Raw genomic sequence first — 26,084 nt, forward strand, 5'->3', positions numbered from 1 at the left:
TTACATGGACGTACTTGCAGCGGCCCCCAGCCAATCCACCCGCCCGGCCAAACCCAGCTTTACGGAACCCACCGCAGAGGGGGCTCAGCCCGTTGGCCGGGAAACCTCAATACCCCGCCGCCTGCCCGTCCTTGCGGCTCTCCGAAGCCCCGTAGTACACCCCGGTATCGGGATCGCGCATGATCGCCTGATAGCCACCATACGGGCCGTCGGCGAACACGATGCGATGCCCCTTGCGCATCAGCGCGCGCACGGTTTCATACGGGAAGCCGGTTTCCAGGTTCACTTCACCACCGTCGGTCATCGCCGTGGCCTGGCCGGTCGGCTCGGTGGAACCCTCATGCTGGATGCGCGGTGCGTCACCGGCTTCCTGCAGGTTCATGCCAAAGTCCACCAGGTTCATCACGATCTGCGCATGGCCCTGCGGTTGCATCGCGCCGCCCATCACGCCGAAGCTGGCATACGGCTTGCCCCCCTTGGTAATGAACGCCGGAATGATCGTCTGGAAGGGGCGCTTGCCCGGTGCGTATCCGTTGGGATGGTTCTTCTGCAGCACGAACATCTCGCCGCGGTCCTGCAGGATGAAGCCCAACCCCGGCGGCGCCATGCCGCTGCCCATGCCGCGGTAATTGGACTGGATCAACGAGACCATCATGCCGTCGGCGTCGGCCACCGTCATGTAGATCGTGTCGCCTTCCTCCAGCTGCTTCGGTGTGCCCGGCTGCACTTCCTTCAAGGCCTTGTCCATCGAGATCAGCGCGCGGCGCTGCGCGGCGTACTCCTTGGAGATCAGCTTCTGCACCGGCGCCGGCTGGAATGCCATGTCGGCGTAGAAGCGCGCACGGTCGGCGAAGGCCAGCTTCTTCGCCTCAACGAACAGGTGCACATGCTCGGGTGAGCCGAACGGGATCTTCGAGAAATCGTAGCCTTCCAGCACGTTGAGGATCTGAAGCGCAGCGATGCCCTGGCTGTTGGGTGGCAGCTCCCAGACATCGTAGCCACGGTAGTTGCTGCTGACCGGCTCGACCCATTCACCGTGGTGGTCGGCCATGTCCTGGTAGCTCAGGTAGCCACCGTTGGCCTTGAAGTAGTCACCGATGGTGCGCGCGATCTCGCCCTTGTAGAAGGCGTCGCGCCCGCCGTCGGCGATCTTCTGCAGGGTGCTGGCCAGGTTCGGGTTCTTCCACATCTCGCCCTTGCGCGGGGCGTGGCCGTTGATCGTGAACTGCTCCTTGAAGCCCGGGTACTGCGACAGCTTGGGCACCGAACGGTCCCAGTAGTAGGCGATCACCTCGGCCACCGGGTGGCCCTCGCGGGCGTAGCGGATGGCCGGCGCCAGGTTGTCGGCCATCGGCTTGCGACCGAAACGGTCGTGCAGGGCGAACCAGCCATCGACCGCGCCAGGTACCGACACCGGCAGCGGGCCGGTGGCCGGGATGTCCTTCAGGCCACGACGCTGGAACTCGGCCAGGGTGAGCGACTTCGGCGAGCGGCCCGAGCCGTTGTAGCCGTAGAGCTTCTGCGTCTTTGGGTCCCAGACGATGGCGAACAGGTCGCCACCGATACCGTTGCCGGTCGGCTCCATCAATCCGAGCGCGGCATTGGCCGCGATCGCCGCGTCGACCGCCGAGCCACCGCCCTTCATCACGTCCAGCGCGATCTGGGTGGCCAGCGGCTGCGAGGTAGCCGCCATCGCATGCGGGGCGATCACCTCCGAACGGGTGGCGAAGGTGTGGCCGGTGATGCGGTCGGCGGCGATGGACAGTGCAGGCACGGCAGCCAGCACGGCGGCGGCGAGCAGGGAGCGGGCAAGGCGTCGGGACACGGTCGGGTTCCGGTGGAAGGTGGTTCCGCGATCTTCGCCGCTGCGGCCTTCATGCGGTATCGGGCAGAGGTCATGGGCGATGGCCTTTCGGTAGGTGCCGACCAGGGTCCGCCCCAGCATGGCGAACAGCGACCCGGAATCCGCGCAAAAAGCGTGTTGAAAGGAGTGAATTCGGGTTCACTGAAACACTTTCAGTGGCAACCATCCTTGCGGCGCAAGCGATTTCGCTGGACTCACTGGAAACCGATAAAAAAACTGTCGTGAGGGTTGACACCGCCAAAACGCCTGTGTTTCTCTCGATCGCATGTTGCATCACAACACGCCACCGCGAACCCACATCGAAGCCGCCGCCATCGGCGCCGCCTCGCTGCGTTCGATTCTTGTGCTCGTACTTATTACCCAACCCACAGGTGCGGGACGAGCCAGCGTGTAAGCAACAGACACACCGGAACTCTTCAAAAACCCGCACCCGCCCCGGTGCGGGTTTTTTCATTTCAGAACCTGGTTTCAGACGCAACCACCATGACCAACGCTCATCGCACAACCCGGACCTGCAGCACCACGCCTCGTGGTGGCTGTGCCTGTGCGATGCGCGGCGCCCCCTCCACCGCTTTCCCCTGACCGGCCGGCACGTCACCTCGACGACCGGCCGTTCTTTTTTCTTCCCACCGCAAGGAACCTCCCCCATGAGCACCAACGACCTGCCCCAGACCAAGATCGCCGTCATCGGCTACGGCAGCCAGGGCCGCGCCCACGCACTGAACCTGCGCGAATCCGGCTTCGACGTGGTGGTAGGCCTGCGTCCGGGCGGTCCGACCGAAGCCAAGGCCCAGGCCGATGGATTCACCGTGGTCGCGCCCGCCGATGCGGTGAAGGACGCCGATCTGGTCGCCGTGCTGACCCCCGACATGGTGCAGAAGAAGCTCTACAACGATGTGCTGGCGCCGAACATGAAGCAGGGGGCGTGCCTGCTGTTCGCCCACGGACTGAACGTGCACTACGGCATGATCGAGCCGCGCGCCGATCTGGACGTGGTGCTGGTCGCGCCGAAGGGCCCGGGTGCGCTGGTGCGCCGTGAGTACGAGATCGGCCGTGGCGTGCCGTGCATCTGGGCGGTCTACCAGGACGTCAGCGGCAAGGCCGCGCAGCATGCCCAGGCCTATGCGGCCGGCCTCGGCGGTGCCCGTGCCAACCTGATCCAGACCACCTTCAAGGAAGAGACCGAGACCGATCTGTTCGGCGAGCAGGCGGTGCTGTGTGGTGGTGCGTCGGCGCTGGTGCAGGCCGGTTTCGAGACCCTGGTGGAAGCCGGCTACCAGCCGGAGATCGCCTACTACGAAGTACTGCACGAGCTGAAGCTGATCGTCGACCTGTTCTACGAAGGCGGCATCTCGCGCATGCTGGAATTCATCTCCGAGACCGCGCAGTACGGCGACTACGTCAGCGGCCCGCGCGTGATCGACGCCGGCACCAAGGCACGCATGAAGGAAGTACTGAAGGACATCCAGGACGGCACCTTCACCAAGAACTGGGTGGCCGAGTACGAAGCGGGCCTGCCGAACTACAACAGGTTCAAGCAGGCCGACCTGGAGCACCCGATCGAAAAGGTGGGCAAGGAACTGCGCGCCAAGATGGTCTGGTTGCAAGGACAGGCCGCGTAACCGCGCGGCCCTCCCCCACCCGCTTTGCAAGGTTCCCCCATGAACTCTTCCACACACCGCAGCGCGCCGCCCAACGGCGCGCGCTGGCTGACCCAGGCGCTGGAGGCCGAAGGCGTCCGCACGCTGTTCGGCTATCCCGGTGGCACCATCATGCCGTTCTACGACGCGCTGGTGGACTCGTCGCTGAAGCACATCCTGGTGCGCCACGAGCAGGGTGCCGCCCTGGCCGCCAATGGTTTCGCCCGCGCCAGCAACCAGGTGGGCGTCTGCGTGGCCACCTCCGGGCCGGGCGCGTCGAACCTGGTCACCGGCATCGCCGATGCGATGCTGGACTCGGTACCGATGGTCTGCATCACCGGCCAGGTCGGCACGCCGCTGCTGGGCACCGACGCCTTCCAGGAACTGGATGTGTTCGGCCTGACGATGCCGATCGTCAAGCACAGCTGGCTGGTGCGCAGCGTCGATGACCTGCCGCGCGTGGTGGCCGATGCGTTCCGGATCGCCCGCGAAGGTCGCCCCGGCCCGGTGCTGATCGACCTGCCCAAGGACGTGCAGCTGGCCGACGCCAGCCATCTGCCGGCCCATGCGCCCAGCAGCGTCGAACCACCGCCGGCGCCGGCCGAGGCCGCCATTGCCGAAGCCATTGCCGCGCTGGCCGCGGCCGAGAAGCCGGTGGTCTACGCCGGCGGTGGCATCGCGCTGGGTGATGCGGTGCAGGACCTGCGCGATTTCGTCGAGGCCAGTGCCATCCCCACCGTGATGACGCTGCGCGGCCTGGGCGCACTGCCGGCCAGCCATCCGCAGTCGCTGGGCATGCTGGGCATGCACGGGACCCGCGCGGCCAACATGGCGGTGCAGGAAAGCGACCTGCTGCTGGTGCTGGGCGCACGCTTCGACGACCGTGCCACCGGCAAGCTGGCCGAGTTCGCACCGTTCGCCCGCGTCGTTCACATCGATGCGGACGCATATGAGATCTCCAAGCTGCGCAGCGCCGATGTCGCCGTGCCCGGCAACGTCGGTCACGCCATCCGCGCCCTGCGTGCGGCCTTCCCCTCCCCCAAGGCCCACCAGGACGCATGGCGCAAGCGCTGTGCACAGCATCGCGATCGTTTCGCTGCGCGCTACGACGCACCGGGCCAGCACATCTACGCCCCGGCGCTGCTGAAGCGCCTGAGCGAGCTGGCCCCGGCCGATGCGGTGATCGCCTGCGACGTTGGCCAGCACCAGATGTGGGTGGCGCAGCACTGCCGCTTCAACCACCCGCGCAACCACCTGACCAGTGGCGCGCTGGGCACCATGGGCTTCGGCCTGCCGGCAGCGATGGGCGCGCAGTTCGCCTGCCCCGATCGCACCGTGGTGCTGGTGTCCGGCGACGGCAGCTTCATGATGAACGTACAGGAGCTGGCGACCATCGCGCGCTGCCGCCTGCCGGTGAAGATCGTGCTGCTGGACAACAGTTCGCTGGGCATGGTGCGGCAGTGGCAGGAGCTGTTCTTCGCCGAGCGCTACAGCGAGATCGACCTGTCCGACAACCCGGACTTCGTGGCGCTGGCGCAGGTGTTCGGCATTTCCGCCACCCGCATCGACGCGCGGGATGACGTCGAGGGTGGCCTGGCCGCGCTGCTGGCCGAACCCGGCCCGGCACTGCTGCACGTGGCCATCGATGCACGCGCCAACGTATGGCCGCTGGTGCCACCGAACACCGCCAACAGCACGATGCTGGAAAGCAACCCCGCCCATGCCCGCCAGGAGATCCCCAATGCACTACCGGCTTGACCTGGTGCTGCACCCGGCCGAAGGCGCGCTGTTGCGCGTGATCGGCATGGCCGAGCGCCGTGGCTTCGCGCCGCGTGCGATCAGCGGTGCGCCGGTGGCCGCCGACGATGGCCGCTGGCACCTGCAACTGGTGGTGGATGGCCAGCGCCCGGCGGAAACGCTGTGCCGGCAGATCGAAAAGATCTACGACTGCGTGTCCGTGCAGGTCACCGCCGTGGAAGGAGCATCCGTATGAACACCCGTACCGTAGTGACCACGGTGCCGGTACGGAGGCGTCTTCTTCGCCGCCCGTGCCCGCATGCGGCGGTCGCCTGCACCCCGCTGGTGGCCCATGCCGGCCGCTGATGCCAGCCAGGAAAGCGATGTCGGCGACGTAAGCGTCGCCGACGTACTGGCGGCGCAGGCCCGGCTGCGCCGCTTCCTGCCGCCTACCCCGCTGCACCATGCCGAGCGCTTCGGCACCTGGCTGAAGCTGGAGAACCTGCAGCGCACCGGGTCCTACAAAGTGCGCGGCGCGTTGAACGCGCTGCTGGCCGGCCGCGAGCGCGGCGATACCCGGCCGGTGATCTGCGCCTCGGCCGGCAACCATGCCCAGGGCGTGGCGTGGGCGGCCTACCGCCTGGACGTTCCGGCCATCACCGTGATGCCACATGGCGCGCCGGCCACCAAGATCGCCGGCGTCGCTCACTGGGGCGCCACCGTGCGCCAGCATGGCACCAGCTATGACGAGGCCTACGCCTTCGCGGTTGAACTGGCACAACGCCACGGCTACCGCTTCCTTTCCGCGTTCGACGACGCCGATGTGATTGCCGGCCAGGGTACGGTCGGCATCGAGCTGGCCGCGCACGCACCGGACGTGGTGATCGTGCCGATCGGCGGCGGTGGCCTGGCCTCCGGCGTTGCACTGGCGCTGAAATCACAGGGCGTGCGCGTGATCGGTGCCCAGGTGGAAGGCGTTGACTCAATGGCGCGCGCCATCCGCGGCGACGTACGCGAGATCGCCCCCGTCGCCTCGCTGGCCGACGGCGTGCGGGTGAAGATCCCTGGATTCCTGACCCGACGCCTGTGCACCTCGCTGCTGGACGACGTAGTGATCGTGCGCGAAGCCGAACTGCGTGAAACCCTGGTCCGGCTGGCACTGGAAGAACACATCATCGCCGAGGGCGCCGGTGCGCTGGCGCTGGCCGCAGGCCGCCGTGTCGCTGGCCGCCGCAAGTGCGCGGTGGTGTCCGGCGGGAATATCGATGCGGGTGTCCTGGCCGGCCTGCTCACCGACATCCGGCCGCGCCCGCCGCGCAAACCACGGCGACGGCGTAGTGAAACCCCGCGCTCGCCCGGCAAGGCCAGCGCCCTCGCGTCCCCCACCTCTTCCCCTTCCCCCCTGCAAGCCGCCGCACCCGCTGTCGAGGAGATTTCCCTGTGACCACCATCGAACGAATTACCACCCCGCGCATCCGCATCTTCGACACCACCCTGCGTGACGGCGAGCAGTCCCCCGGCTGCAGCATGAGCCCGCCGCAGAAGCTGGTGATGGCGCGTGCGCTGGACGAACTGGGCGTGGACATCATCGAGACCGGCTTCCCGGCCAGCTCGCAGTCCGACCGCGAGGCGATGGCGCTGATCGGCCGCGAACTGCGCCGCCCGAGCCTGAGCCTGGCCGTGCTGTCGCGCTGCCTGCAGGCCGACATCGAGACCTCGGCACGCGCACTGGAAGCGGCCGCCAACCCGCGCCTGCACGTGTTCCTGTCGACCAGCCCGCTGCACCGCGAGCACAAGCTGCGGATGACCCGCGAGCAGGTACTGGAATCGGTACGCAAGCACGTCTCGCTGGCTCGATCGTACATCGACGATGTCGAGTTCTCCGCCGAGGATGCCACCCGTACCGAGCTGGACTACCTGATCGAAGTCTCGCGCGTGGCCATTGCCGCCGGCGCCACCACCATCAACCTGCCCGACACCGTCGGCTTCACCACGCCGGAAGAGATCCGCGCGATGTTCCAGCAGGTCATCGCCGGCGTCGCCGACGTGCCGAATGCCGCCAATGTGATCTTCAGCGCGCACTGCCACAACGACCTGGGCCTGGCGGTGGCCAACTCGCTGGCCGCCATCGAAGGCGGTGCACGCCAGGTCGAGTGCACCGTCAACGGCATCGGCGAGCGCGCCGGCAACTGTTCGCTGGAAGAGATCGCGATGGTGCTGAAGGTGCGCCAGGCCTTCTACGAACAGGACAGTTCGATCAACACCCCGCGCATCGTCGGCACCTCGCAGCTGCTGCAGCGCCTGGTCGGCATGCCGGTACAGCGCAACAAGGCCATCGTCGGTGCCAATGCCTTCGCCCACGAATCGGGCATCCACCAGCACGGCATGCTGCGCCATCGCGGCACCTACGAAATCATGCGCCCGGAAGACGTGGGCTGGGAAGATTCGCAGATGGTGCTGGGCCGCCACAGTGGCCGCGCCGCCGTCGAAGCACGCCTGCGTGCACTGGGCTTCTGGCTGGACGAAGACGAACTGAAGCTGGTGTTCGAGCAGTTCAAGGGCCTGTGCGAACAGCAGCGCGTGGTCACCGATGCCGACCTGCAAACCTTGATGCAGGGCGGCTCCAACGCGCAGGGCTATCGCCTGGCGTCGATGACCATCAGCGACGTCGGCAGCCGCGCCAATGCACTGGTCGAACTGTCCGACCCGGACGGCAACCGCGTGGCCGAGACCGCGCAGGGCGACGGCCCGGTCGATGCGCTGTTCGGCGCGCTGTCGGCTGCCACCGGCGTGCAGCTGATGCTGGACAGCTACCAGGTGCACAGCGTCGGCATCGGCGCCGATGCGCGCGGTGAAGCCAATCTGAGCGTGCGCCACGACGGCGTGGAGTACGACGGCACCGGCACCAGCAAGGACATCATCGAAGCCTCCGCGCTGGCCTGGCTGGATGTGGCCAACCGCCTGCTGCGCCAGCGCCAGGCCACCGCCCACAGCAGCACCGACGTTCCCACCCCTGCCACCGCCTGAGGAACCCGAGATGAGCGCCTTCGACACTCCTACCGCAGCCGCTGGCCAGCAGTGGAACGCCCAGGACTATGCGATCGATGCCGGCTTCGTACCGTTGCTCGGTGGCGCGGTCGCGCGCCTGCTCGATCCGCGCGCCGGTGAGCGCATCCTCGACCTGGGCTGTGGCGATGGCGTGCTCAGCACCGAGCTGGCCCTGAGCGGCGCGTGCATCCACGGCGTGGACGCGTCGCCGGAACTGGTGATCGCCGCCCGTGCACGTGGCGTCGACGCGCAGGTGATGGACGGCCACGCGCTGTCGTTCGACAGCGAGTTCGATGCGGTCTTCAGCAATGCCGCATTGCATTGGATGGGCAACCCGGACCGCGTGCTGGAAGGCGTGCGTCGCGCGCTGCGCCCCGGCGGCCGCTTCGTCGCCGAGTTCGGCGGCCATGGCAACGTGGCCACGATCGTCGCGGCGGTACAGGCCGCACGCGTGGCCCACGGCCATGGCGCCAGCACCTTCCAGTGGTACTTCCCGACCGCCGATGCCTATGCAGACCGCCTGCGCCAGCATGGCTTCCAGGTGCAACTGATCGAATGCACGCCGCGCCCGACCCCACTGCCGACCGGCGTGGCCGGCTGGCTGCGGGTATTCGCCGCGCCGCTGCTGGATGACCTGCCCGCCGAGGCCCGCGCCACCGTGCGCGAGGCTGCCACCGCGTTGCTGGCCGACCTGCCACGCAATGCCGCCGGCCAGGCGCTGGCCGACTACGTGCGCCTGCGTGTGCTCGCCCGCCGTCGCTGACTTGACCGTTCCGCTTTCTTTACTGATGTTCGCTATCTCGTACTTCTGCCAGGCATACGCATGACTTCCGCACCCCGCACCCTGTACGACAAACTGTGGGACGCCCACGTGGTGGTTCCCGAATCCGACAGCGCGCCCGCCGTGCTGTACATCGACCTGCACCTGATCCATGAGGTCACCTCGCCGCAGGCATTCACCGAACTGCGCGAGCGCGGCCTGGCGCCGCGCCGGCCGGACCGCACCAAGGCGACGATGGACCACTCCACGCCGACCTTGCCGGCTGCGGCCGACGGCACGCTGCCCTATGCCAGTGCCGCCTCCGAAGCACAGGTCGCCACCCTGGCGCGAAACTGCGCCGAGCACGGCATCGAACTGTTCGACATGGCCTCGGACAACCGCGGCATCGTCCATGTCATTGCGCCGGAACAGGGCTTCACCCAGCCGGGCATGACCATCGTCTGCGGCGACAGCCACACCTCCACCCACGGTGCATTCGGCTCGCTGGCCTTCGGCATCGGCACCAGCGAGGTCGGCCACGTGCTGGCCACGCAGTGCCTGCTGCAGCGCAAGGCCAAGACCTTCGCGATCACCGTTGACGGTGCGCTGGCACCCGGCGTCGGCGCCAAGGATGTGGTCCTGCACATCATCGGCGTGATCGGCGTCAACGGCGGCACCGGCCACGTGATCGAGTTCCGTGGCAGCACCATCGAAGCGATGGACATGGAACAGCGCATGACCCTGTGCAACATGTCGATCGAGGCCGGTGCACGCGCCGGCATGGTCGCGCCCGACCAGGTCACCTTCGACTTCGTCGCCGCTACGCCGCGCGGCCCCAAGGGCGCCGACTTCGACGCTGCCGTGGCGCGCTGGCAACAGCTGCGCAGCGATGACGGCGCGCGCTTCGACAGCGAAGTGCACATCGACGCCGCCGACATCCGCCCGACCCTGACCTGGGGTACGCATCCGGGTACCGCGATCGCCGTGGATGCGCCGATTCCCGCCGCCAACGATGCCGCCGCACAGAAGGGCCTGGACTACATGAACTTCCAGGCCGGCAAGGCGCTGGCGGGCACACCGGTGGACGTAGTGTTCGTTGGTTCGTGCACCAACGGCCGCCTGAGCGACATGCGCGAAGTCGCACAGGTGCTGCGCGGCCGTCGTGTTGCCGAGCGCGTACGCATGCTGGTGGTACCGGGCTCGGAGATCGTCAAGCGCGAGGCCGAGGCCGAGGGCATCCACGAGATCGTGCGCGCGGCCGGTGCCGAATGGCGCGAGCCGGGCTGCTCGATGTGCATCGCGATGAACGGCGATCTGGTCGCCCCCGGCCAGCTGGCCGTGAGTACCAGCAACCGCAACTTCGAGGGCCGCCAGGGCCCCGGTTCGCGCACGCTGCTGGCCTCGCCGATGAGCGCGGCGTGGGCCGCGGTGAACGGGCACGTTGCCGATACCCGCGAACTGTTCGCACAGGAGGTGGCGTGATGGCCGGCTTCCGTACCCTGACCTCGGCCAGCGTGGTGCTGCGCCAGACCAACATCGACACCGACCAGATCATCCCGGCGCGGTTCCTGTCCACCACCGAGCGTGCCGGGCTGGGTCGCAACGCGTTCAACGACTGGCGCTGGCAAGCTGATGGTTCGCCGGTGGCCGACTTCGCCTTCAACCAGCCGCACAACGCCGGCCGCAGCATCCTGCTGGCGGGCCGCAACTTCGGCTGCGGCTCGTCGCGCGAACACGCACCATGGGCGCTGACCGACCTGGGCCTGCGTGCCATCGTCAGCAGCGAGATCGCTGATATCTTCCGCGGCAACGCGCTGAAGAACGGCCTGCTGCCGATCGTGCTGGACGAGGCCGACGTACAGGCGCTGATGCAGCGCCCGGACGATGCGCTGACCATCGACGTGGCTGCGCGCGAACTGCGCACCCCCGATGGCCAGGTCTATTCCTTCCCGCTGGATGGCTTCTCGCAGACCTGCCTGCTGGAAGGCGTCGACCAGTTGGGGTATCTGTTGGGCCGTGTCCCTGAAATCGAACGTTACGAGAGTGAGCATGCACGCTGAAATTGTTGTCCTGCCCGGTGATGGCATCGGCCCGGAAGTGGCCGCCGCGGCAGTTGCCGTCCTGAAGGCGGTCGCCGGACGCTTCAACCACACCTTCACCTTCAGCGAGCACGACATCGGTGGCATCGCCATCGACCGCCACGGTGAACCGCTACCGGCGTCGACGCTGGCCGCCTGCCAGGCCGCCAATGCGGTGCTGCTGGGCGCGGTCGGCGGCCCGAAGTGGTCCGACCCGAACGCCAAGGTGCGCCCGGAACAGGGCCTGCTGGCGATCCGCAAGGCGCTGGGCCTGTATGCCAACCTGCGCCCGGTGCGTACCCACGAGGCCGCGCTGCACGCCTCGCCGATCAAGGCAGAGCTGCTGCAGGGCGTGGACTTCGTGGTGGTGCGTGAACTGACCGGCGGCATCTACTTCGGCGACAAGACCCGCGACGCCGACAGCGCCAGCGACCTGTGCCGCTACACCGTGGCCGAGATCGAGCGCGTGCTGCGCAGCGCCTTCCGCCTGGCCCAGCAGCGTCGCGGCAAGGTCACTTCGGTGGACAAGGCCAATGTGCTGGAAACCTCGCGCCTGTGGCGCGACGTGGCCGCACGCATCGGCCGCGAGGAGTTCCCGGACGTGGCGCTGGAGCACCAGTTGGTCGACTCGATGGCCATGCACCTGCTGGCCAAGCCACGCGAGTACGACGTGATCGTCACCGAGAACATGTTCGGCGACATCCTCACCGATGAGGCCTCGATGCTGGCCGGTTCGCTGGGCCTGCTGCCGTCGGCCTCGCTGGGCGAGCCCGGCGCGGTGGGCATTTACGAGCCCATCCACGGTTCGGCCCCGGACATCGCCGGCAAGGGCATCGCCAATCCGTACGCGACAATCTTCAGCGCCGCGATGCTGCTGCGCCATTCGCTGGGGCTGGAAGCCGAAGCGGCCGCGGTGGAAGCCGCCGTGCATGCGGTGCTGGATGACGGCGTGTTCACCGCCGACCTTGCGGCCAAGGGCCAGGCCGTCAGCACCGCTGCGGCAACCGACGCGGTGCTGGCGAAGCTGGGCTGATCCATCGGGCAACACCTGTAGAGTCGAGCATGGCACGGCTCTACAGGTGGCCCGTGGCCACTGCCCGACTCCGTGCCAACCAAGGTTGGCACCTACCACAGCGGTAGATCCACGCCATGCGTGGATGATTCGGTTCCCGCGCAGTAGGGCCACGCCATGCATGGCTTTGCTTACTTGGTGGTGTACCCGCCATTGACCAGAATCGTCTGCCCGGTCATCCACCAGCCATCGGTCACCAGGAAGCGGATCCACGGCACGATGTCGGCGATGTCGGTCAGCCCGGTGCGGGTGAACGCCGACAACGCCGCCGCAGTCTTGTGATACGCCTGCGCATCGGCGCTCTCGGCCGGATAGAAGAACGGCGTGTCCATCGGACCGGGACCGATCGCGGTCACCGAGATGCCGCGCTCGCCGAACTCCTTCGACGCCGCACGGGTGAAATGCTCGACCGGCGCCTTGGTGCCGGCATAGCTGGAATAGAACGGCGTGAACGCACCCAGCAGCGAGGTGACCAGGGTGCAGATGCGGCCACCGTCATTGACGTGGCGACCTGCTTCCTTCAGGAAGAAGAACGCGGCCTTGGCATTGACCGCGCTCATTTCGTCGTACTCCGCCTCGCTGATGTCCAGCAGCGGCTTCTTGAGTACCTTTCCCACCGTATTGATGGCGATGTCAGGACGGCCGACTGCGGTCACGGCATCGACGAACAAGCGCTCCATCGCTGCCGCCGACGTCAGGTCGCCCTGCAGGGCCACCGCCTTGCTGCCGGCGGCCTGCACCGCGGCTACAGTCGCTTCTGCATCGGCCTGGGTAGCGGCACTGTTGTAGTGGATGACGATGGCTTTGGCGCCCTGTGCGGCGAAGTCGCGGGCGATCAGGCCGCCCAGGTTCTTGGCGCCACCGGCGATCAGCACGGTCTTGCCCTTGAGGGAATGCTCGGTCATGGCGTCGGTCTCGGGAGGGGGCTGCCCGGGGTGGCAACCCTGCCCTCATGACGATATCGTGCAGAAAAAGCGGATAAAGCCCGCCACATTGACTTAACTTTCCAGAGTCAGCGAACAATGGACCGGATCGATCGCTTCCGCATCTTCACCCGGGTCGTGGAGTGCGCGAGCTTCACCCGCGCCGCCGACCAGCTCGGCCTGCCCCGCTCCACTGTCTCGGCAGCCATTGCGGAGCTGGAGCAGCGGCTCGGCACCCGCCTGCTGCAGCGCTCGACCCGGCGGGTGTCCACCACCCACGACGGCGACGTGTTCCATGCCCGCTGCCTGCGCCTGATCGCCGAGGTCGAGGACGCCGAATCGCTGTTCCTCCAGGTCGACGCCCAGCCGTCGGGGCTGCTGAAGATCGACGTACCCAGCCGCATCGGCCGCCGCATCATCGCACCGGCGCTGCCCGACTTCTTCGCCCGCTACCCGCAGGTGGAAGTGGACCTGGGCATGAGCGACCGCGCGGTGAACCTGATCGAGGACGGTTGCGATGCAGTGTTGCGGGTCGGCCAGCTGGGCGACTCCAGCCTGGTGGCGCGCACGCTGGGCCAACTGGATTTTGCCAACGTTGCGGCGCCGGCTTACCTGCGCGAACACGGCGTGCCGCAGCATCCTGCCGACCTGCCGCAGCATCGCGCGGTGAACTACGCGTCGCCGACCACGGCACGGGTGGAACCTTGGGAGTGGCAGGACGGCGGCCAACTGCGCACGCTGCCGATGCCTGGCTGGGTGCGTGTGAACAGCGCCGAGGCATCGATTGCGTGCTGTGTGGCGGGGTTGGGTCTTTTGCAGATTCCGCGCTACGACGTACAGGCCGAGCTGCAATCCGGCGCGCTGGTGGAAGTGATGCCACAGCACGTCGCACAGCCATTGCCGGTCACCCTGCTGCAGCCGCATCGGCAGCACCGTGCGCTGCGCGTGCAGGTGTTCATCGAATGGCTGCTGCCGGTGCTGCGGAGCGGCCTGCAGCTGCAGTAGATCCACGCCATGCGTGAATGCATGCATCCGTGCCAACCAAGGTTGGCACCTACCGAGCGATGGCGAATCGCGGTAGATCCATGCCCTGCGTGATGCTTCTGTAGAGTCGAGCCATGCTCGACTCATCCCATCATCGCGCGAAGAGCAGCCGAGCATGGCTCGGCACTACATAAAGCTGGTCCCGCGAGCAGTGCCAACCAAGGTTGGCACCTGCCAGAGGCGCTGGCCGTGGACGCGGGGGCATCACGCCCCGGATTCATCGGGCTTCACCCGGAACCACGCCGCGTACAGCGCCGGCAGGAACACCAGGGTCAGCACCGTACCGACGATCAGGCCGCCCATGATCGAGATCGCCATCGAGCCGTAGAACGCGCTGCGCGACAGCGGAATCATCGCCAGCACCGCTGCCAGTGCAGTCAGCACGATCGGGCGGAAGCGGCGCACCGTGGCGTCGATGATCGAATGCCAACGGTCATGCCCGGCATCGATGTCCTGCTGGATCTGGTCGATCAGGATCACCGAGTTGCGCATGATCATGCCGGCCAGCGCGATCGTGCCCAGCAGCGCCACGAAGCCGAACGGCGCCCGGAACAGCAGCAGGAACAGGGTCGCGCCGATGATGCCCAGCGGCGCGGTCACCAGCACCATCGCTGCACGCGAGAAGCTGCGCAGCTGCAGCATCAGCAGCGTGGCCACCACCACCAGGAACAGCGGCATGCCAGCCTTGATCGAGTTCTGGCCACGCGCCGAATCCTCCACGGTACCGCCGGTTTCCAGCAGGTACCCACTGGGCAGCTCGGCACGGATGCCGTCCAGTGTGGGCAGGATCTGATGCACCACGTCCAGCGCCTGCATGCCATCACTGATGTCGGCGCGCACGGTCACCGTCGGCAATCGGTTGCGGTGCCAGATGATGCCGTCCTCGAAGCCGTACTCCATCGTCGCCACCTGCGACAGCGTGATGCTGCCACCGTTGGCGGTGGGCATCGACAGGCTGGACAGCAGCTCCAGTTGATTGCGCTCATCGGCCGGCCCGCGCAGCAGCATCTCGATCTGGCGATTGCCCTCGCGATACACGCTTACCGATTGCCCGGCCAACGAACTGGACAGGAACTGGCTGACCTGGGCGCTGCTCACGCCCAGCGCGCGGGCGCGCTCCTGGTCGACCACCAGGCGCACCACCTTGCTCGGCTCGCTCCAGTCCAGGTTGACGTTCATCACGTGCGGGTTCTCCCGCACCTTGGCCTCGACCTGGCGCGCGATCGCCTGCACCTTCTCGATGTGCTCGCCGGAGATGCGCATCTGCACCGGATAGCCGACCGGCGGGCCGTTCTCCAGGCGGGTCACGCGCATCTGCACGTCCGGGAACTTCGGGATCACCTCGTGCAGCAGCCAGTCGCGGGTGCTTTCGCGTGAAGTGATGTCCTTGGCCAGCACCACGAACTGGGCGAAGTTGGTCGCCGGCAGCTGCTGGTCCAGCGGCAGGTAGAAACGCGGCGAACCGGTGCCCACATAGGACACGTAGTTGGCAATGCCCTCGCGGCTGGACAGCAGCTTCTCAAGCTTCTCGGCCTGGGCCTGGGTCGAGCGCAGCGAGGCGCCCTCGGCCAGCTCGATGTCCACCATCAGTTCCGGCCGGGTCGAGTCCGGGAAGAACTGCTGCGGCACGAAGCGGAACATCATCAGCGAGAACACGAACAGGCCGATGGTCGCCGCGATCACCCACCAGCGATGCCGCAGGCAGGTATCGAGGAAGCGACGGAAACTACGATAGAACGGGCGCTGGTACGGATCGTGGTCGTGCCCGTGCTGCGGCGGCGCGATCAGATTGGCCAGCGCCGGATAGCGGTCGGCCCACTGCTGGCGCTTGGCGTGCCAGCGCGCTGACAGGCTGCCCGGCTTCGGCGGCTGCGGATTGAACAGGTCCGGCAGCATCTTGTCGCCCAGGTAAGGGATGAACAGCACCGCTGCGATCCACGACACCACCAGCGCGATGGTCACCACCTGGAACAGCGAGCGGGTGTATTCACCGGTACTCGATGCCGCAGTGGCAATGGGCAGGAAGCCGGCCGCGGTGATCAGGGTGCCGGTCAGCATCGGGAACGCGGTCGACTCCCAGGCGAAACTGGCGGCGCGCAGGCGGTCGTAGCCCTGCTCCATCTTGGTGGCCATCATCTCCACCGCGATGATCGCATCGTCCACCAGCAGTCCCAGCGCCAGCACCAATGCACCCAGCGAGATCTTGTGCAGGCCGATGTCGAAGTAGTGCATGACAAAGAAGGTCATCGCCAGCACCAGCGGGATGGTCACGCCCACCACCAGGCCGGTGCGCAGGCCCAGCGAGAAGAAGCTGACCAGCAGCACGATCACCACCGCCTCGGTCAGCACCTGCACGAACTCGCCGACCGACTCTTCCACCGATTGCGGCTGGTCGGACACCTTGCGCAGCTGCATGCCGGCCGGCAGGGTCTTCTGCAGGCGTTCGAACTCGGCATCGAGGTTGGCGCCGAGCTTGAGGATGTCACCGCCATCCTTCATCGCCACCGCCAGGCCGATCGCCTCTTCGCCCATGAAGCGCATCTTCGGCGACGCCGGATCGGCGAAGCCGCGCTTGACCTCGGCGATGTCGCCCAGGTGCACGGTGCGGTCGCCGGCGCGGATCGGGAACTGGCGGATCGCTTCGATGTCGTTGAACTGGCCGGTCACCCGCAGCTGCACGCGATCGGTGGCGGTCTCGAAGAAGCTGGTGCCGGTCACTGCGTTCTGGTCGGCCAGCGCCTGCTGCACCTGCTGCATCGACACGCCCAGCGTGGCCAGCCGGGTGTTGGACAGTTCGATCCACACCTTCTCGTCCTGCAGGCCGACCAGGTCGATCTTGCCGACGTCGGGCACCCGCTGCAGTTCCAGCTGGATGCGGTCGGCGTAGTCGCGCATCACCGCGTAGTCGAAACCCTTGCCGGTCAACGCGTAGATGTTGCCGTAGGTGTCGCCGAACTCATCGTTGAAGAACGGACCGACGATCTCGCGCGGCAGCGTCGGGCGGATGTCGCCCACGCGCTTGCGCACCTGGTACCACAGGTCCGGGATCTGCCTAGAACGCAGGCTGTCGCGCGCCATGAAGATGATCTGCGATTCGCCCGGGCGCGAGTACGAGCGGATGAACTCGTACTCGCCGGTATTCATCAGCGCCTTCTCAAGCGGCTCGGTCACCTGCCGCGAGACCTGCTCGGCGGTCGCCCCCGGCCACAATGTGCGCACCACCATCGCCTTGAAGGTGAACGGCGGGTCCTCGGACTGGCCCAGATGCTTGTACGACCATGCGCCGATCAGCGCGAAAGCCAGCATCGCAAACAGCACCAGCGGGCGGTTGGACAACGCCCACTCGGAAAGATTGAAGCGGCGCACCGGCTTACTCCCTGGCCTTGGCGGCAGCGGCCGGCGTAGCCGGCTTCAGAACGGGACGGTTCTGCCGGTCCACGGCGATCACCGGCTGGCCGGCCCGCAGCAGGTGGCCACCCGCAGCAACTACCCAGTCGCCCCCGCTCACGCCCGACAGTACCGGTACCGTCTCGCTGCCAAACGCACCGGTGGTAACCGTTGCGGCCTTCAGCGTGCTGTTGCCCGGATCGACCACCCATACGCTGGCGGCACCGTTGGCACCACGCTGCAGCGCGCCCAGCGGCAGCTGCAGGGTGCCGTGGCGACCGGCGCTGCTGTAGACGCGTGCACTCTGGCCCAGTTCGACGTCGGCCAGCGCATCGGCGGGCAGGCTGACCCGGGTGGCATAGGTACGTGCCTGCGGATCGGCAGCGGCGGCGATCTCCCGGATCGTGCCCGGCAGGCGCTGGCCGGGGCGGTTCCACAACTCCACCTCGACCGGTTGGCCCACAGCATAGTCGCGGATGGTGGCCTCGGGCAGGTCGATCAGCACTTCGCGGCCACCGTCGGCGGCCAGGTTGAAGATGGTCTGCCCGGCGGACACTACCTGCCCGGCCTCGGCCTCGCGGCTGGCGATCACACCGTCGGCCGGCGCACGCAGCTGTGCGTAGCTGGCCTGGTTGCGGAGCACATCGAGGTTGGCGCGGGCGGCGTTGGCCTGGCCCTGCGCGGCCTTGAACGCGGCGGACTGCTGGTCCAGCTGCGAGCGGCTGACCAGCTGCTGGTCGGCCAGCACCTGGTAACGCTTGAGGTCATCGCGGGCGCGCACCAGATCGGCTTCGGCTGCCGCCAGCTGCGCCTGCGAGGCACGGGCCTGCAGCGCGAAGTCGGCCACGTCCAGCTCGGCCAGCACGTCGCCCTTCTTCACCCGTTGCCCGGCATCGACGTGGCGCTTGACCAGGTTGCCGCCAACGCGGAACGACAGCGGGCTTTCCTGTCGCGCACGCACCGTGCCCGGGAACGCCGCCGGCGCCTGCCCGGCCTGCTCGCCGGGGTGAACCACCAGCACCGGTACGGCCGCCGGTGGCGCCTGTTCCTGCCCCGAACAGGCTGCCAGCGCAGCCATCCACACCATACCGCCCATCCAGCGCACGATCTTCATCGGTCAACGTCCTGAAAACGCAGGGTTGCAACTAAGGGAGGAGCCGCGACTGCCGGCCCAATTTAATAAACCGGCCGGTATAGTATAAATATCGAACCGCTTGGTCTAGTATTGTCGCGATGAGTTCCCACATTTCCCGCAAGCCGTCGGCCAAGCCCGCTGCCAAGGCCGCCGGACCCGGGCGCCCCAAGGACCTCGGCAAGCGCGCGGCGATCCTTGAAGCAGCCAAGGCACTGTTCATCGAACAGGGCTATACCGGCGTGAGCATGGACACCATCGCCGCTCAGGCCGGCGTCTCGAAGCTGACTGTGTACAGCCACTTCGGCGACAAGGAGACGCTGTTCTCCGAGGCGGTGCAGTCAAAGTGCATTGAAATGCTGCCCGACGCGCTGTTCATAGCCGACGCGGACGGCCCGCTGCGCGACCAGCTGATCGGTATCGGCCTGGCCTTCTTCGAGCTGATCACCTCCGACGCGGCGATCTCGATCCAGCGCATGATGATGGCGCCGGAGACCGACGAACGCCTGCGCGCGCTGTTCTGGAAAGCCGGCCCCGAGCGTACCTGCGAGGCCCTGGCCGATTTCCTGCGTGCCCGCGCCGAACGTGGCGAACTGGATATCCCCGACTGTGCTCTGGCCGGCGAGCAGTTCCTGACCCTGGTCAAGGGCGAAGTGCACATGCATATGATGTGCGGCATGCCACTGTCGCCCGTGGAATGCGACCCTGTTGCCCACGTGACCGCCAGCATCGACTTCTTCCTGCGCGCCTACGCGCCGCGAGGGGCCGGAACGGCTGAATAACCAAAACTGAACGAACCGGAGGTCGCGATGACTTCCGGCACTGCGACCCCGGCCCCCGGCAGCTGATGCTCTGGGCGCGCCGCCGGCCTCCGGCACCGGTAAAATGGCCGGCCCACTGCGCTGGATTTGAACCTCATGACGATTGATTACGCCCACGCCCGCGAACTGATGGTGGAACAGCAGATCCGTCCCTGGGACGTGCTGGACATCAAGGTGCTCGACGTCCTGGCCCGCCTGCCGCGCGAGGCCTTTGTCGCCGACGCGCACCGGGCACTGGCCTACGCCGATGTCGAACTGCCGATCGGCCACGGCCAGAAGATGATGAAGCCGGTCATCGAGGGCCGTACCCTGCAGGCACTGGACCTGCAGCCGGGTGACGAAGTGCTGGAAATCGGCACGGGCAGCGGCTTCCTGTCGGCCTGCATCGGCGCGCTGGCGCGCGATGTGCTGAGCCTGGAAATCGACCCGGAGCTGGCCGCCGCTGCGCGTGCCCGCCTGGATGCCTCCGGCCTGGGCACCAACGTCCGCGTGGAAGTGGCCGATGCCCTGTCCTGGCAGACCGAACGCCGTTTCGACGTGATCTGTGTCACTGGCGCCGTGGACGTGGTGCCGTCACAGTTCGCATCGTGGCTGCGTCCGGGAGGGCGGCTGTTCGTGATCCATGGCCGCTCGCCGGCGATGGAGGCCCTGCTGGTCAAGGCCGACGGCGGCACCGAGTCCCTGTTCGAGACCGATATCGATTACCTGCGCGGTGCCGCCCCGGCACCCCAGTTCCACCTCTGAGTCCAAGGAAGCCGCAATGATCCGTCGATCCCTCGCTGTTGCGCTGGCCACTGCCCTGCTGCCGTTGTCCGCCCATGCCGCCGACCTGCTGCAGGTCTACGAGATGGCGCGCAACGGTGATCCGCAGCTGTCGGCCGCCGAATCGACCCGGCTGTATGACAAGGAAGGCGCCGTGCAGGCGCGCGCTGCCCTGCTGCCGCAGATCAACGGCCAGGCCACGCTCAACCGCACGCGCAGCGAGCCCGACGCCGACGCCAACTCCGGCTCGTTCACCAGCAAGCGCCGCAACTATGCGATCGAAGGCAGCCAGACGCTGTTCAACTGGACCCAGATCAACAACCTGCGCTCGCAGCGCGAACTGAGCAAGGCGGCGGACTTCACCCTCGATTCGGCCAACGACAGCCTGATCGTGCGCACCTCGGCGGCCTATTTCAACGTGCTGGTGGCGATCGAATCGCTGAACGCCGCACAGACCAACGAAGCGGCCGCGAAGAAGCAGTTCGACTTCGCCGACAAGCGCCTGGAAGTGGGCCTGGCGCCGATCACCGACGTGCACGAAGCACGCGCCCAGTACGACCAAGCGCGTGCCAACACCATCATTGCGCAGAACACCCTGGCCGATAACTACCAGGCCCTGACCGAGCTGACCGGCCAGCCGGTAACCAACCTGAAAGGCCTGCCAGCCGACTTCCGCCCGGAAGTGCCGGCCAACCGCGGCAACATCGATGAGCTGGTGCAGCAGGCCACCACCCAGAACCCGGCGCTGAAGGCGCAGGAACTGAAGGTCAGCGCCGCCGAGGCCGGTGTGCAGGCAGCCCGTGGTGGTCACTACCCGACGCTGTCGCTGGGTGGCAGCTGGGGCAAGAGCGCCACCTGGGGCGACAGCGTAGGCGCCGGTTCGCTGTCGCCGGACGCGCGCACCAACAGCATCGGGCTGACCCTGAGCGTGCCGATCTTCTCCGGTGGCGCCACCCAGTCCGGCGTGCGCCAGGCGCTGGCCCAACGCGACATCGCCCAGGACGGTTACGAGCAGCAGAAGCGCGCCCTGGACCGCAATACCCGCAATGCCTACCAGACCCTGGTGCAGGGTATCAGCGAGGTGGAGGCCCGCCGCCTGGCCGTGGTCTCGGCACAGAGCGCCTATGACGCCTCGCAGGTCGGCCTGGAAGTCGGCACCCGTACCGTGCTGGACGTGATCCAGAACCAGCGCATCCTGTTCTCGGCACAGCTGGACTATGCCCAGGCCCGCTACACCTTCCTGCAGAACCGCCTGCTGCTGAGCCAGTCGCTGGGTGCGCTGGACGTGGCCGAACTGCAGGACGTCAATCGGCTGCTGACCCAGGACGCGGGCAACCCGGCCACGACCACGCACTGAGTCGTCGCCCCTGCAACGAAAAAGCCACCCGCGAGGGTGGCTTTTTTGCAGATGCTGCATCCACACGCGCGCGCCCCGGCGTGGCCCCACGAACCGTCAGCCCGGCCATGCGCGCAGGCGTTCCAACGCCGCGAGCGCGCACAGCACGGCTGCCAAGGGGGCCAGCATCGACATCATCAGCCCGCAGCCGGCTGCGCCTTGCCGGGTTTCATCCCGACGCCGCAGCACCCCCAAGCACAGCGCCGCCATCACCACCAGCGTTGCCGGACCCGGCAGCGCCGGCAAGGTGCCCTGCGGCAGCCCCAGCACCAGCATCACCGCCGGCAGCGCAACCACCATTGCGCTCAGGCGCGTGCGGGATCGTCCCGCCGCGTCAGCTGCGCGGGGCCACAACGATGTGGCCAACCGGACGGCCAGCATCAGCAGCACCAACTGCAGGGCGGCCAGGCCCGCTGCCCCGGCCAGGGGCAACAATGGCAGCATCCACTGCAGCTGGGGGTGCACCTGCAGCGCAACCGCCAGTGGCCGGGTACTGGCGAGCGCGGAAAACTCGACCAGCCCGGCCTGCAATGCTGCCAGCACGATCAGCAGCAGCATCGCCAGCAACGAGACCAGCGCCAGCACCGCCGGCTGCCACATCGCGCCCTGGCGGCGCAGCGCAGGAAAGCCCAGTGCCAGGCCCACGCTGGCAAATATGCCCAGCAGCGGCACCGCAGCCGCCAGCACGCCCCCCAGCCCGAAGCGATACGGTGCGGTCGCCGGAGGCAGCCAGGGAATCCAATGCCCGTAGTGCACGTGACGCGCCGCCAGCGCCAGCAGCAACACCCCCACACCGATCTTCACCGTCAGCAGCGCACAGGCCGCCAGAGCCACACCCCGCGGCGGCAGCAACGCGAGCGCGCTCAACATCAGCAGACCCATGGCCGCCGCTACCTGCACGGGCAGCCAGTCGTTGGCATGGAGGCCTCCGGTAGCCAGCACGGCATGTACATGGCGGGCCATGGACTGTGCCGCGCCCGCCGTGGTCGCCGTCAGCTCAAGCAACAGGATCGCGCCCAGAACGATGGCCACCCGTGGCCCCCAGCTGGCGGCCAACAGCCCGTACAGGCCATCGGCCGCCGGCAGTCGCAGCACCAGATCCTGCAGGCAGCACAGCACCAGGCCAGCCCCCAGTGCGGCCAGCAACAGGCTCAGTACGATGGCCGGGCCAGCCTGTGCCGCCGTGTGCTGGCCCACCAGCGCGATCACGCTGCCGCCCACCAGCAGCGTCAGTGCCACCACAGCCAGGTGGTCCATCCCCAAGCGCGCCCCACCGGTGCCGTCCCTGCCCCTGTCGCCGTCCATCGCAAGTTCCCTTGATATCCGCCCAAGCGCGGTCGACAGCAGGCTGGCAGCCTGCGTCGTCCTGCGGAATCAGAATCGGTGCTGCGTGCGCCACGATGTGATGGCAGGCACGCTGCCATCGGCAGGGTCGGTCCAGCAACGACAGAAAAATCGTTGCTAAGCAGAATTGATGAAATTGATCACGACAACGCTGCACAGCGCCGCCGACGCCGCGCTGCCGGGATCACTCGCGCGGTGGTGGCAGGTGCGGTGCGACCAGCGCAAGCGTGCGCTGCAGCGCGCCACGGCCATTGCTGACCAACGTGCAGCCCGCACGCGCCATGTCTTCGCGGGCCTGCGCATCTTCAAGCAGATGCTGCAGCAGGTCGCCCACTGCCTGCACATCTTCGCCGATCAGCAGCGCACCGGCCTCGCGCATGCGCCGGGAGATTTCCGCGAAGTTGTGCAGGTGCGGGCCGGTCACCGCCGCGGTTCCCATCGCAGCGGGCTCCAGCAGGTTGTGGCCACCGATGGCCTGCAGGCTGCCGCCGACGAAGGCGACCTGGGCGCAGGCGTAGAACGGCATCAGCTCGCCGAGGGTGTCGATGACGAACACGTCTGTGGCGGCGTGCGGCCACTGGTCCACGCGGCGGGTCGCCACGCTCCAGCCCTGTTCGCGCGCCAGCGCTTCCACCTTCGGGAAACGTTCGGGATGGCGCGGTGCCCACAGCAGCAGCAGATCCGGATGCTGCTGGCGCAGGCGCCGGTGCAGGTCGATCACCGCCTGCTCTTCGCCATCATGGGTACTGGCGGCGATCCATACCGGGCGCGCGCCCGGCACCCGTGCATGGAACTGTTCGACGAAGCCCTGCACGTCCGGCGTGGTGATGTCGAACTTCAGGTTGCCCAGTGCCTGCACCTGGCCGGGCTCCGCCCCCAGCTGCACGAAGCGCTCGGCATCGTCCTGCGACTGCGCGGCCACGCAGGTGACGGTGCGCAGGGCGCGGCGGATCAATGCGGCCAGCAGCCGGTAGCCGCGCAGCGAACGCGCCGACAACCGGGCATTGAGGATGTAGACCGGAACGCCACGGTCACGGCAGCCGAACAGCATGTTCGGCCACAACTCGGTTTCCAGAATCAGCGCCAGGCTGGGCTGGAAATGGCCGAGGAAGCGGTTGACGCTGCCCGGCACGTCGTACGGCAGGTAGACATGGTCCAGCGCGTCGCCCCACAGCGCACGCACGCGCTCGGAGCCGGTCGGAGTGATGGTGGTGATGACCCAGCGGATGTCCGGGCGCTGCTGGCGCAGGGCGTTGACCAGCGGCGCGGCGGCATTGACCTCGCCCACCGAGACCGCGTGCAGCCACACCCGCGGCTGGCCGGTCGGCTGCGGATAGGAGGCGTAGCGTTCATCCCAGCGCCGGAAGTACTCACGGACCCGGAAGCCGCGCCAGACCAGGTGGTACACGGTGATCGGCAGCAGGATGTAGAGCACGACCGAGTACAGGCCGCGCAGGATCCATTCGACAGGGTCTTTACGCATGCGGCAAGGATACGGGAGCCCCCCGGGAAAGACACGCGGCCGCCTTGGTAGAATGGGCCAATGTCCGATGCCACCACCGCCGTCCGGCCGTCGCTGCGCGATCCGCGCAACTGGCCGATGTTCGCCGCCATGCTCGGCGCCTTCGCCATCGCCCGCCTGCCGTGGATGCTGCAGCGCGCGCTGGGCCGGGGCGTCGGCTGGATCACCTGGCGCCTGCTCGGCAGCCGCCGCCGCGCCGCCGAGGTCAATCTGCAGCTGTGCTTCCCGGAGAAGGACGAGGCGTGGCGGCAGCGCCTGGTGCGCGACAGTTTCGATGCGCTGGGCGTCGGCGTGTTCGAGTGCATCCGCGCCTGGTGGGGCAGCATCGACAGCATCCGCCCGCAGGTACGGATCGAAGGCCTGGAACACCTGCGGCAGATGCAGGCCGAAGGCCGCGGCGTCCTGCTGGTCTCCGGCCACTTCATGACCCTGGAAATGTGCGGCCGCCTGCTGTGCGACTACGTCGATCTTTCCGGCATGTACCGCAAGCACAAGAACCCGGTGTACGAGTGGGCGGTGAAGTTCGGCCGCCTGCGCTATGCCAAGGCGATGTTCGCCAACGAGGACATCCGCGCGACCGTGCGCCACCTGAAGAAGGGCGGCTTCCTCTGGTACGCGCCAGACCAGGACATGCGGGGCAAGGACACCGTGTTCGTGCCGTTCTTCGGCCACACCGCTTCGACCATCACCGCCACCCATCAGCTGGCACGCATGACCGGCTGTGCGGTGATTCCGTACTTCCACCGGCGCGAAGGCGGAAAGTACTTCCTGAAGATCGGCGCGCCGCTGGAGAACTTCCCCAGCGAGGATGTGGAAGCCGATACCACGCGGGTCAACCAGGCCATCGAAGCGATGGTGCGCGAGGCTCCCGACCAGTACCTGTGGATCCACCGCCGCTTCAAGCGTCAGCCCGGCGGCCGGAGTGATTTCTACAAATAACGGTGGGGCGGGAGGGTTTCGTCCACGCATGGCGTGAATTTGATGACGCGGAGCATTCTGAAGTAGATCCACGCCATGCGTGGATGCTCTACATCCGGGTGCCGGCACCTACAACGGCCAACGGCACCATGCGTGCGGGTACTCACCCAACGTGCCGGCCAGGCCCGCACGGACCGGATTGGCCAGGATGTACATCGCCTTCTCATGAAGGGATTCATCGCTGCGTACGGCATGATCGTGGTAACCGTGCTGCCACAGCGCCCCTCGTCGCTCCAATCGCCGGTTCAGCAGTCGGCTGCTGCGTGATTTGAGCAGGGCCATACACTCGGCCAGGGTTCCTCCGCGCAGCTCCATCAGCCAGTGCAGATGGTCAGGCATGACCACCCAGGCGAGGCTGTGGCTGAAGCCCTTGCGCTCTACGAAGCGCAGGGTGTCGATAAGGATCGCCACGTTTGCCGCATCGGCGAACAACGGTTCGCGGCCGAGGGTTGCTGTGGTCAATGAATACACGTTGCCGGATCGGGAATACCGACCGTAGCGAAGTCTGGGGCTGGCCATGCCTCCAGCGTGCGCGAACTGCCGGGGCACCGATAGTGGAGATGTCACCGTGTTCAG

21 protein-coding genes are annotated in these 26,084 nt (G+C 67.4%); 14 read left to right on the top strand and 7 right to left on the bottom strand.

What is annotated here, in order from left to right; all coding sequences use genetic code 11:
- Window positions 1–106 precede the first annotated feature (106 nt).
- Window positions 107–1,825, bottom strand: coding sequence for a gamma-glutamyltransferase (gene ggt / locus HMPREF3114_RS13300; protein WP_053499098.1), 1,719 nt, complete (start codon window positions 1,823–1,825; stop codon window positions 107–109).
- A 686-nt stretch (window positions 1,826–2,511) separates the two neighbouring features.
- On the opposite strand from ggt, the gene ilvC reads away from it, so the two are divergent.
- The 9 genes from ilvC to leuB all read left to right on the top strand — a co-directional run bounded on the left by ilvC (window position 2,512) and on the right by leuB (window position 12,160).
- On the top strand, window positions 2,512–3,486 hold the full coding sequence (gene ilvC, locus HMPREF3114_RS13305; RefSeq protein ID WP_053499062.1) for a ketol-acid reductoisomerase: 975 nt from the start codon (window positions 2,512–2,514) through the stop codon (window positions 3,484–3,486).
- 39 nt (window positions 3,487–3,525) lie between these two features.
- Window positions 3,526–5,262, top strand: coding sequence for an acetolactate synthase 2 catalytic subunit (ilvG, locus tag HMPREF3114_RS13310; RefSeq protein ID WP_005419106.1), 1,737 nt, complete (start codon window positions 3,526–3,528; stop codon window positions 5,260–5,262).
- On the top strand, window positions 5,246–5,497 hold the full coding sequence (locus HMPREF3114_RS13315) for an ACT domain-containing protein (RefSeq protein ID WP_005419108.1): 252 nt from the start codon (window positions 5,246–5,248) through the stop codon (window positions 5,495–5,497). Before ilvG ends, HMPREF3114_RS13315 begins: the two co-directional genes overlap by 17 nt.
- Window positions 5,498–5,593: 96 nt before the next feature.
- Window positions 5,594–6,685 (top strand): threonine dehydratase, encoded by a 1,092-nt coding sequence (locus HMPREF3114_RS13320; RefSeq protein WP_053499063.1) that lies wholly within the window; start codon window positions 5,594–5,596, stop codon window positions 6,683–6,685.
- Entirely contained in the window at window positions 6,682–8,268 is a 1,587-nt protein-coding gene (locus HMPREF3114_RS13325; RefSeq protein WP_053499065.1) for a 2-isopropylmalate synthase, read from the top strand. Before HMPREF3114_RS13320 ends, HMPREF3114_RS13325 begins: the two co-directional genes overlap by 4 nt.
- A 10-nt stretch (window positions 8,269–8,278) precedes the next feature.
- Window positions 8,279–9,052 (top strand): class I SAM-dependent methyltransferase, encoded by a 774-nt coding sequence (locus tag HMPREF3114_RS13330; protein ID WP_053499067.1) that lies wholly within the window; start codon window positions 8,279–8,281, stop codon window positions 9,050–9,052.
- 60 nt (window positions 9,053–9,112) lie between these two features.
- Window positions 9,113–10,531, top strand: coding sequence for a 3-isopropylmalate dehydratase large subunit (leuC, locus tag HMPREF3114_RS13335; RefSeq protein ID WP_053499069.1), 1,419 nt, complete (start codon window positions 9,113–9,115; stop codon window positions 10,529–10,531).
- Complete coding sequence (leuD, locus tag HMPREF3114_RS13340; protein WP_005419117.1) at window positions 10,531–11,109, top strand: 3-isopropylmalate dehydratase small subunit; 579 nt, start codon at window positions 10,531–10,533, stop codon at window positions 11,107–11,109. Before leuC ends, leuD begins: the two co-directional genes overlap by 1 nt.
- Window positions 11,099–12,160 carry a 3-isopropylmalate dehydrogenase gene (gene leuB, locus HMPREF3114_RS13345; RefSeq protein WP_053499071.1) on the top strand — a complete coding sequence of 354 codons (1,062 nt, stop codon included), beginning with the start codon at window positions 11,099–11,101 and terminating at the stop codon, window positions 12,158–12,160. Before leuD ends, leuB begins: the two co-directional genes overlap by 11 nt.
- Window positions 12,161–12,330: 170 nt before the next feature.
- Here leuB and HMPREF3114_RS13350 read toward each other — a convergent pair whose 3' ends face one another.
- Window positions 12,331–13,104 (bottom strand): SDR family oxidoreductase, encoded by a 774-nt coding sequence (locus tag HMPREF3114_RS13350; RefSeq protein WP_053499073.1) that lies wholly within the window; start codon window positions 13,102–13,104, stop codon window positions 12,331–12,333.
- A 117-nt stretch (window positions 13,105–13,221) separates the two neighbouring features.
- Between HMPREF3114_RS13350 and HMPREF3114_RS13355 the strand changes: the two genes are divergently transcribed.
- A complete protein-coding gene (locus HMPREF3114_RS13355) occupies window positions 13,222–14,127 on the top strand; it encodes a LysR family transcriptional regulator (RefSeq protein ID WP_053499076.1) in 906 nt (301 codons plus the stop codon).
- 243 nt (window positions 14,128–14,370) lie between these two features.
- On the opposite strand, the gene HMPREF3114_RS13360 is transcribed toward HMPREF3114_RS13355, so the two are convergent.
- Both HMPREF3114_RS13360 and HMPREF3114_RS13365 read right to left on the bottom strand, forming a co-directional pair.
- Window positions 14,371–17,532 carry an efflux RND transporter permease subunit gene (locus tag HMPREF3114_RS13360; protein ID WP_049416701.1) on the bottom strand — a complete coding sequence of 1,054 codons (3,162 nt, stop codon included), beginning with the start codon at window positions 17,530–17,532 and terminating at the stop codon, window positions 14,371–14,373.
- 4 nt (window positions 17,533–17,536) lie between these two features.
- Window positions 17,537–18,667 carry an efflux RND transporter periplasmic adaptor subunit gene (locus HMPREF3114_RS13365; protein WP_053499077.1) on the bottom strand — a complete coding sequence of 377 codons (1,131 nt, stop codon included), beginning with the start codon at window positions 18,665–18,667 and terminating at the stop codon, window positions 17,537–17,539.
- Between the two features lie 119 nt (window positions 18,668–18,786).
- Here HMPREF3114_RS13365 and HMPREF3114_RS13370 point away from each other — a divergent pair, with 119 nt between their 5' ends.
- From HMPREF3114_RS13370 to HMPREF3114_RS13380, 3 genes are all read left to right on the top strand, one after another.
- Window positions 18,787–19,467: a TetR/AcrR family transcriptional regulator gene (locus HMPREF3114_RS13370; protein WP_053499079.1), complete on the top strand. Its 681-nt coding sequence runs from the start codon at window positions 18,787–18,789 to the stop codon at window positions 19,465–19,467.
- Window positions 19,468–19,602: 135 nt separating this feature from the next.
- A complete protein-coding gene (locus HMPREF3114_RS13375) occupies window positions 19,603–20,250 on the top strand; it encodes a protein-L-isoaspartate O-methyltransferase family protein (protein WP_053499081.1) in 648 nt (215 codons plus the stop codon).
- Window positions 20,251–20,266: 16 nt separating this feature from the next.
- On the top strand, window positions 20,267–21,625 hold the full coding sequence (locus tag HMPREF3114_RS13380; protein WP_053499083.1) for a TolC family outer membrane protein: 1,359 nt from the start codon (window positions 20,267–20,269) through the stop codon (window positions 21,623–21,625).
- 96 nt (window positions 21,626–21,721) lie between these two features.
- Here HMPREF3114_RS13380 and HMPREF3114_RS13385 read toward each other — a convergent pair whose 3' ends face one another.
- Window positions 21,722–22,969 (bottom strand): APC family permease, encoded by a 1,248-nt coding sequence (locus HMPREF3114_RS13385; RefSeq protein WP_053499085.1) that lies wholly within the window; start codon window positions 22,967–22,969, stop codon window positions 21,722–21,724.
- 223 nt (window positions 22,970–23,192) lie between these two features.
- Window positions 23,193–24,491, bottom strand: coding sequence for a lipid IV(A) 3-deoxy-D-manno-octulosonic acid transferase (gene waaA / locus HMPREF3114_RS13390; RefSeq protein ID WP_053499087.1), 1,299 nt, complete (start codon window positions 24,489–24,491; stop codon window positions 23,193–23,195).
- A gap of 60 nt (window positions 24,492–24,551) precedes the next feature.
- On the opposite strand from waaA, the gene HMPREF3114_RS13395 reads away from it, so the two are divergent.
- Window positions 24,552–25,469: an LpxL/LpxP family Kdo(2)-lipid IV(A) lauroyl/palmitoleoyl acyltransferase gene (locus HMPREF3114_RS13395; protein WP_070489909.1), complete on the top strand. Its 918-nt coding sequence runs from the start codon at window positions 24,552–24,554 to the stop codon at window positions 25,467–25,469.
- Window positions 25,470–25,577: 108 nt separating this feature from the next.
- On the opposite strand, the gene HMPREF3114_RS13400 is transcribed toward HMPREF3114_RS13395, so the two are convergent.
- On the bottom strand, window positions 25,578–26,027 hold the full coding sequence (locus HMPREF3114_RS13400; RefSeq protein WP_032954504.1) for an REP-associated tyrosine transposase: 450 nt from the start codon (window positions 26,025–26,027) through the stop codon (window positions 25,578–25,580).
- Between the last annotated feature and the right edge of the window lie 57 nt (window positions 26,028–26,084).

Origin of the sequence: Stenotrophomonas sp. HMSC10F07, from assembly GCF_001807895.1 — a bacterium.
Taxonomy (GTDB): Bacteria; Pseudomonadota; Gammaproteobacteria; order Xanthomonadales; family Xanthomonadaceae; genus Stenotrophomonas; species Stenotrophomonas sepilia.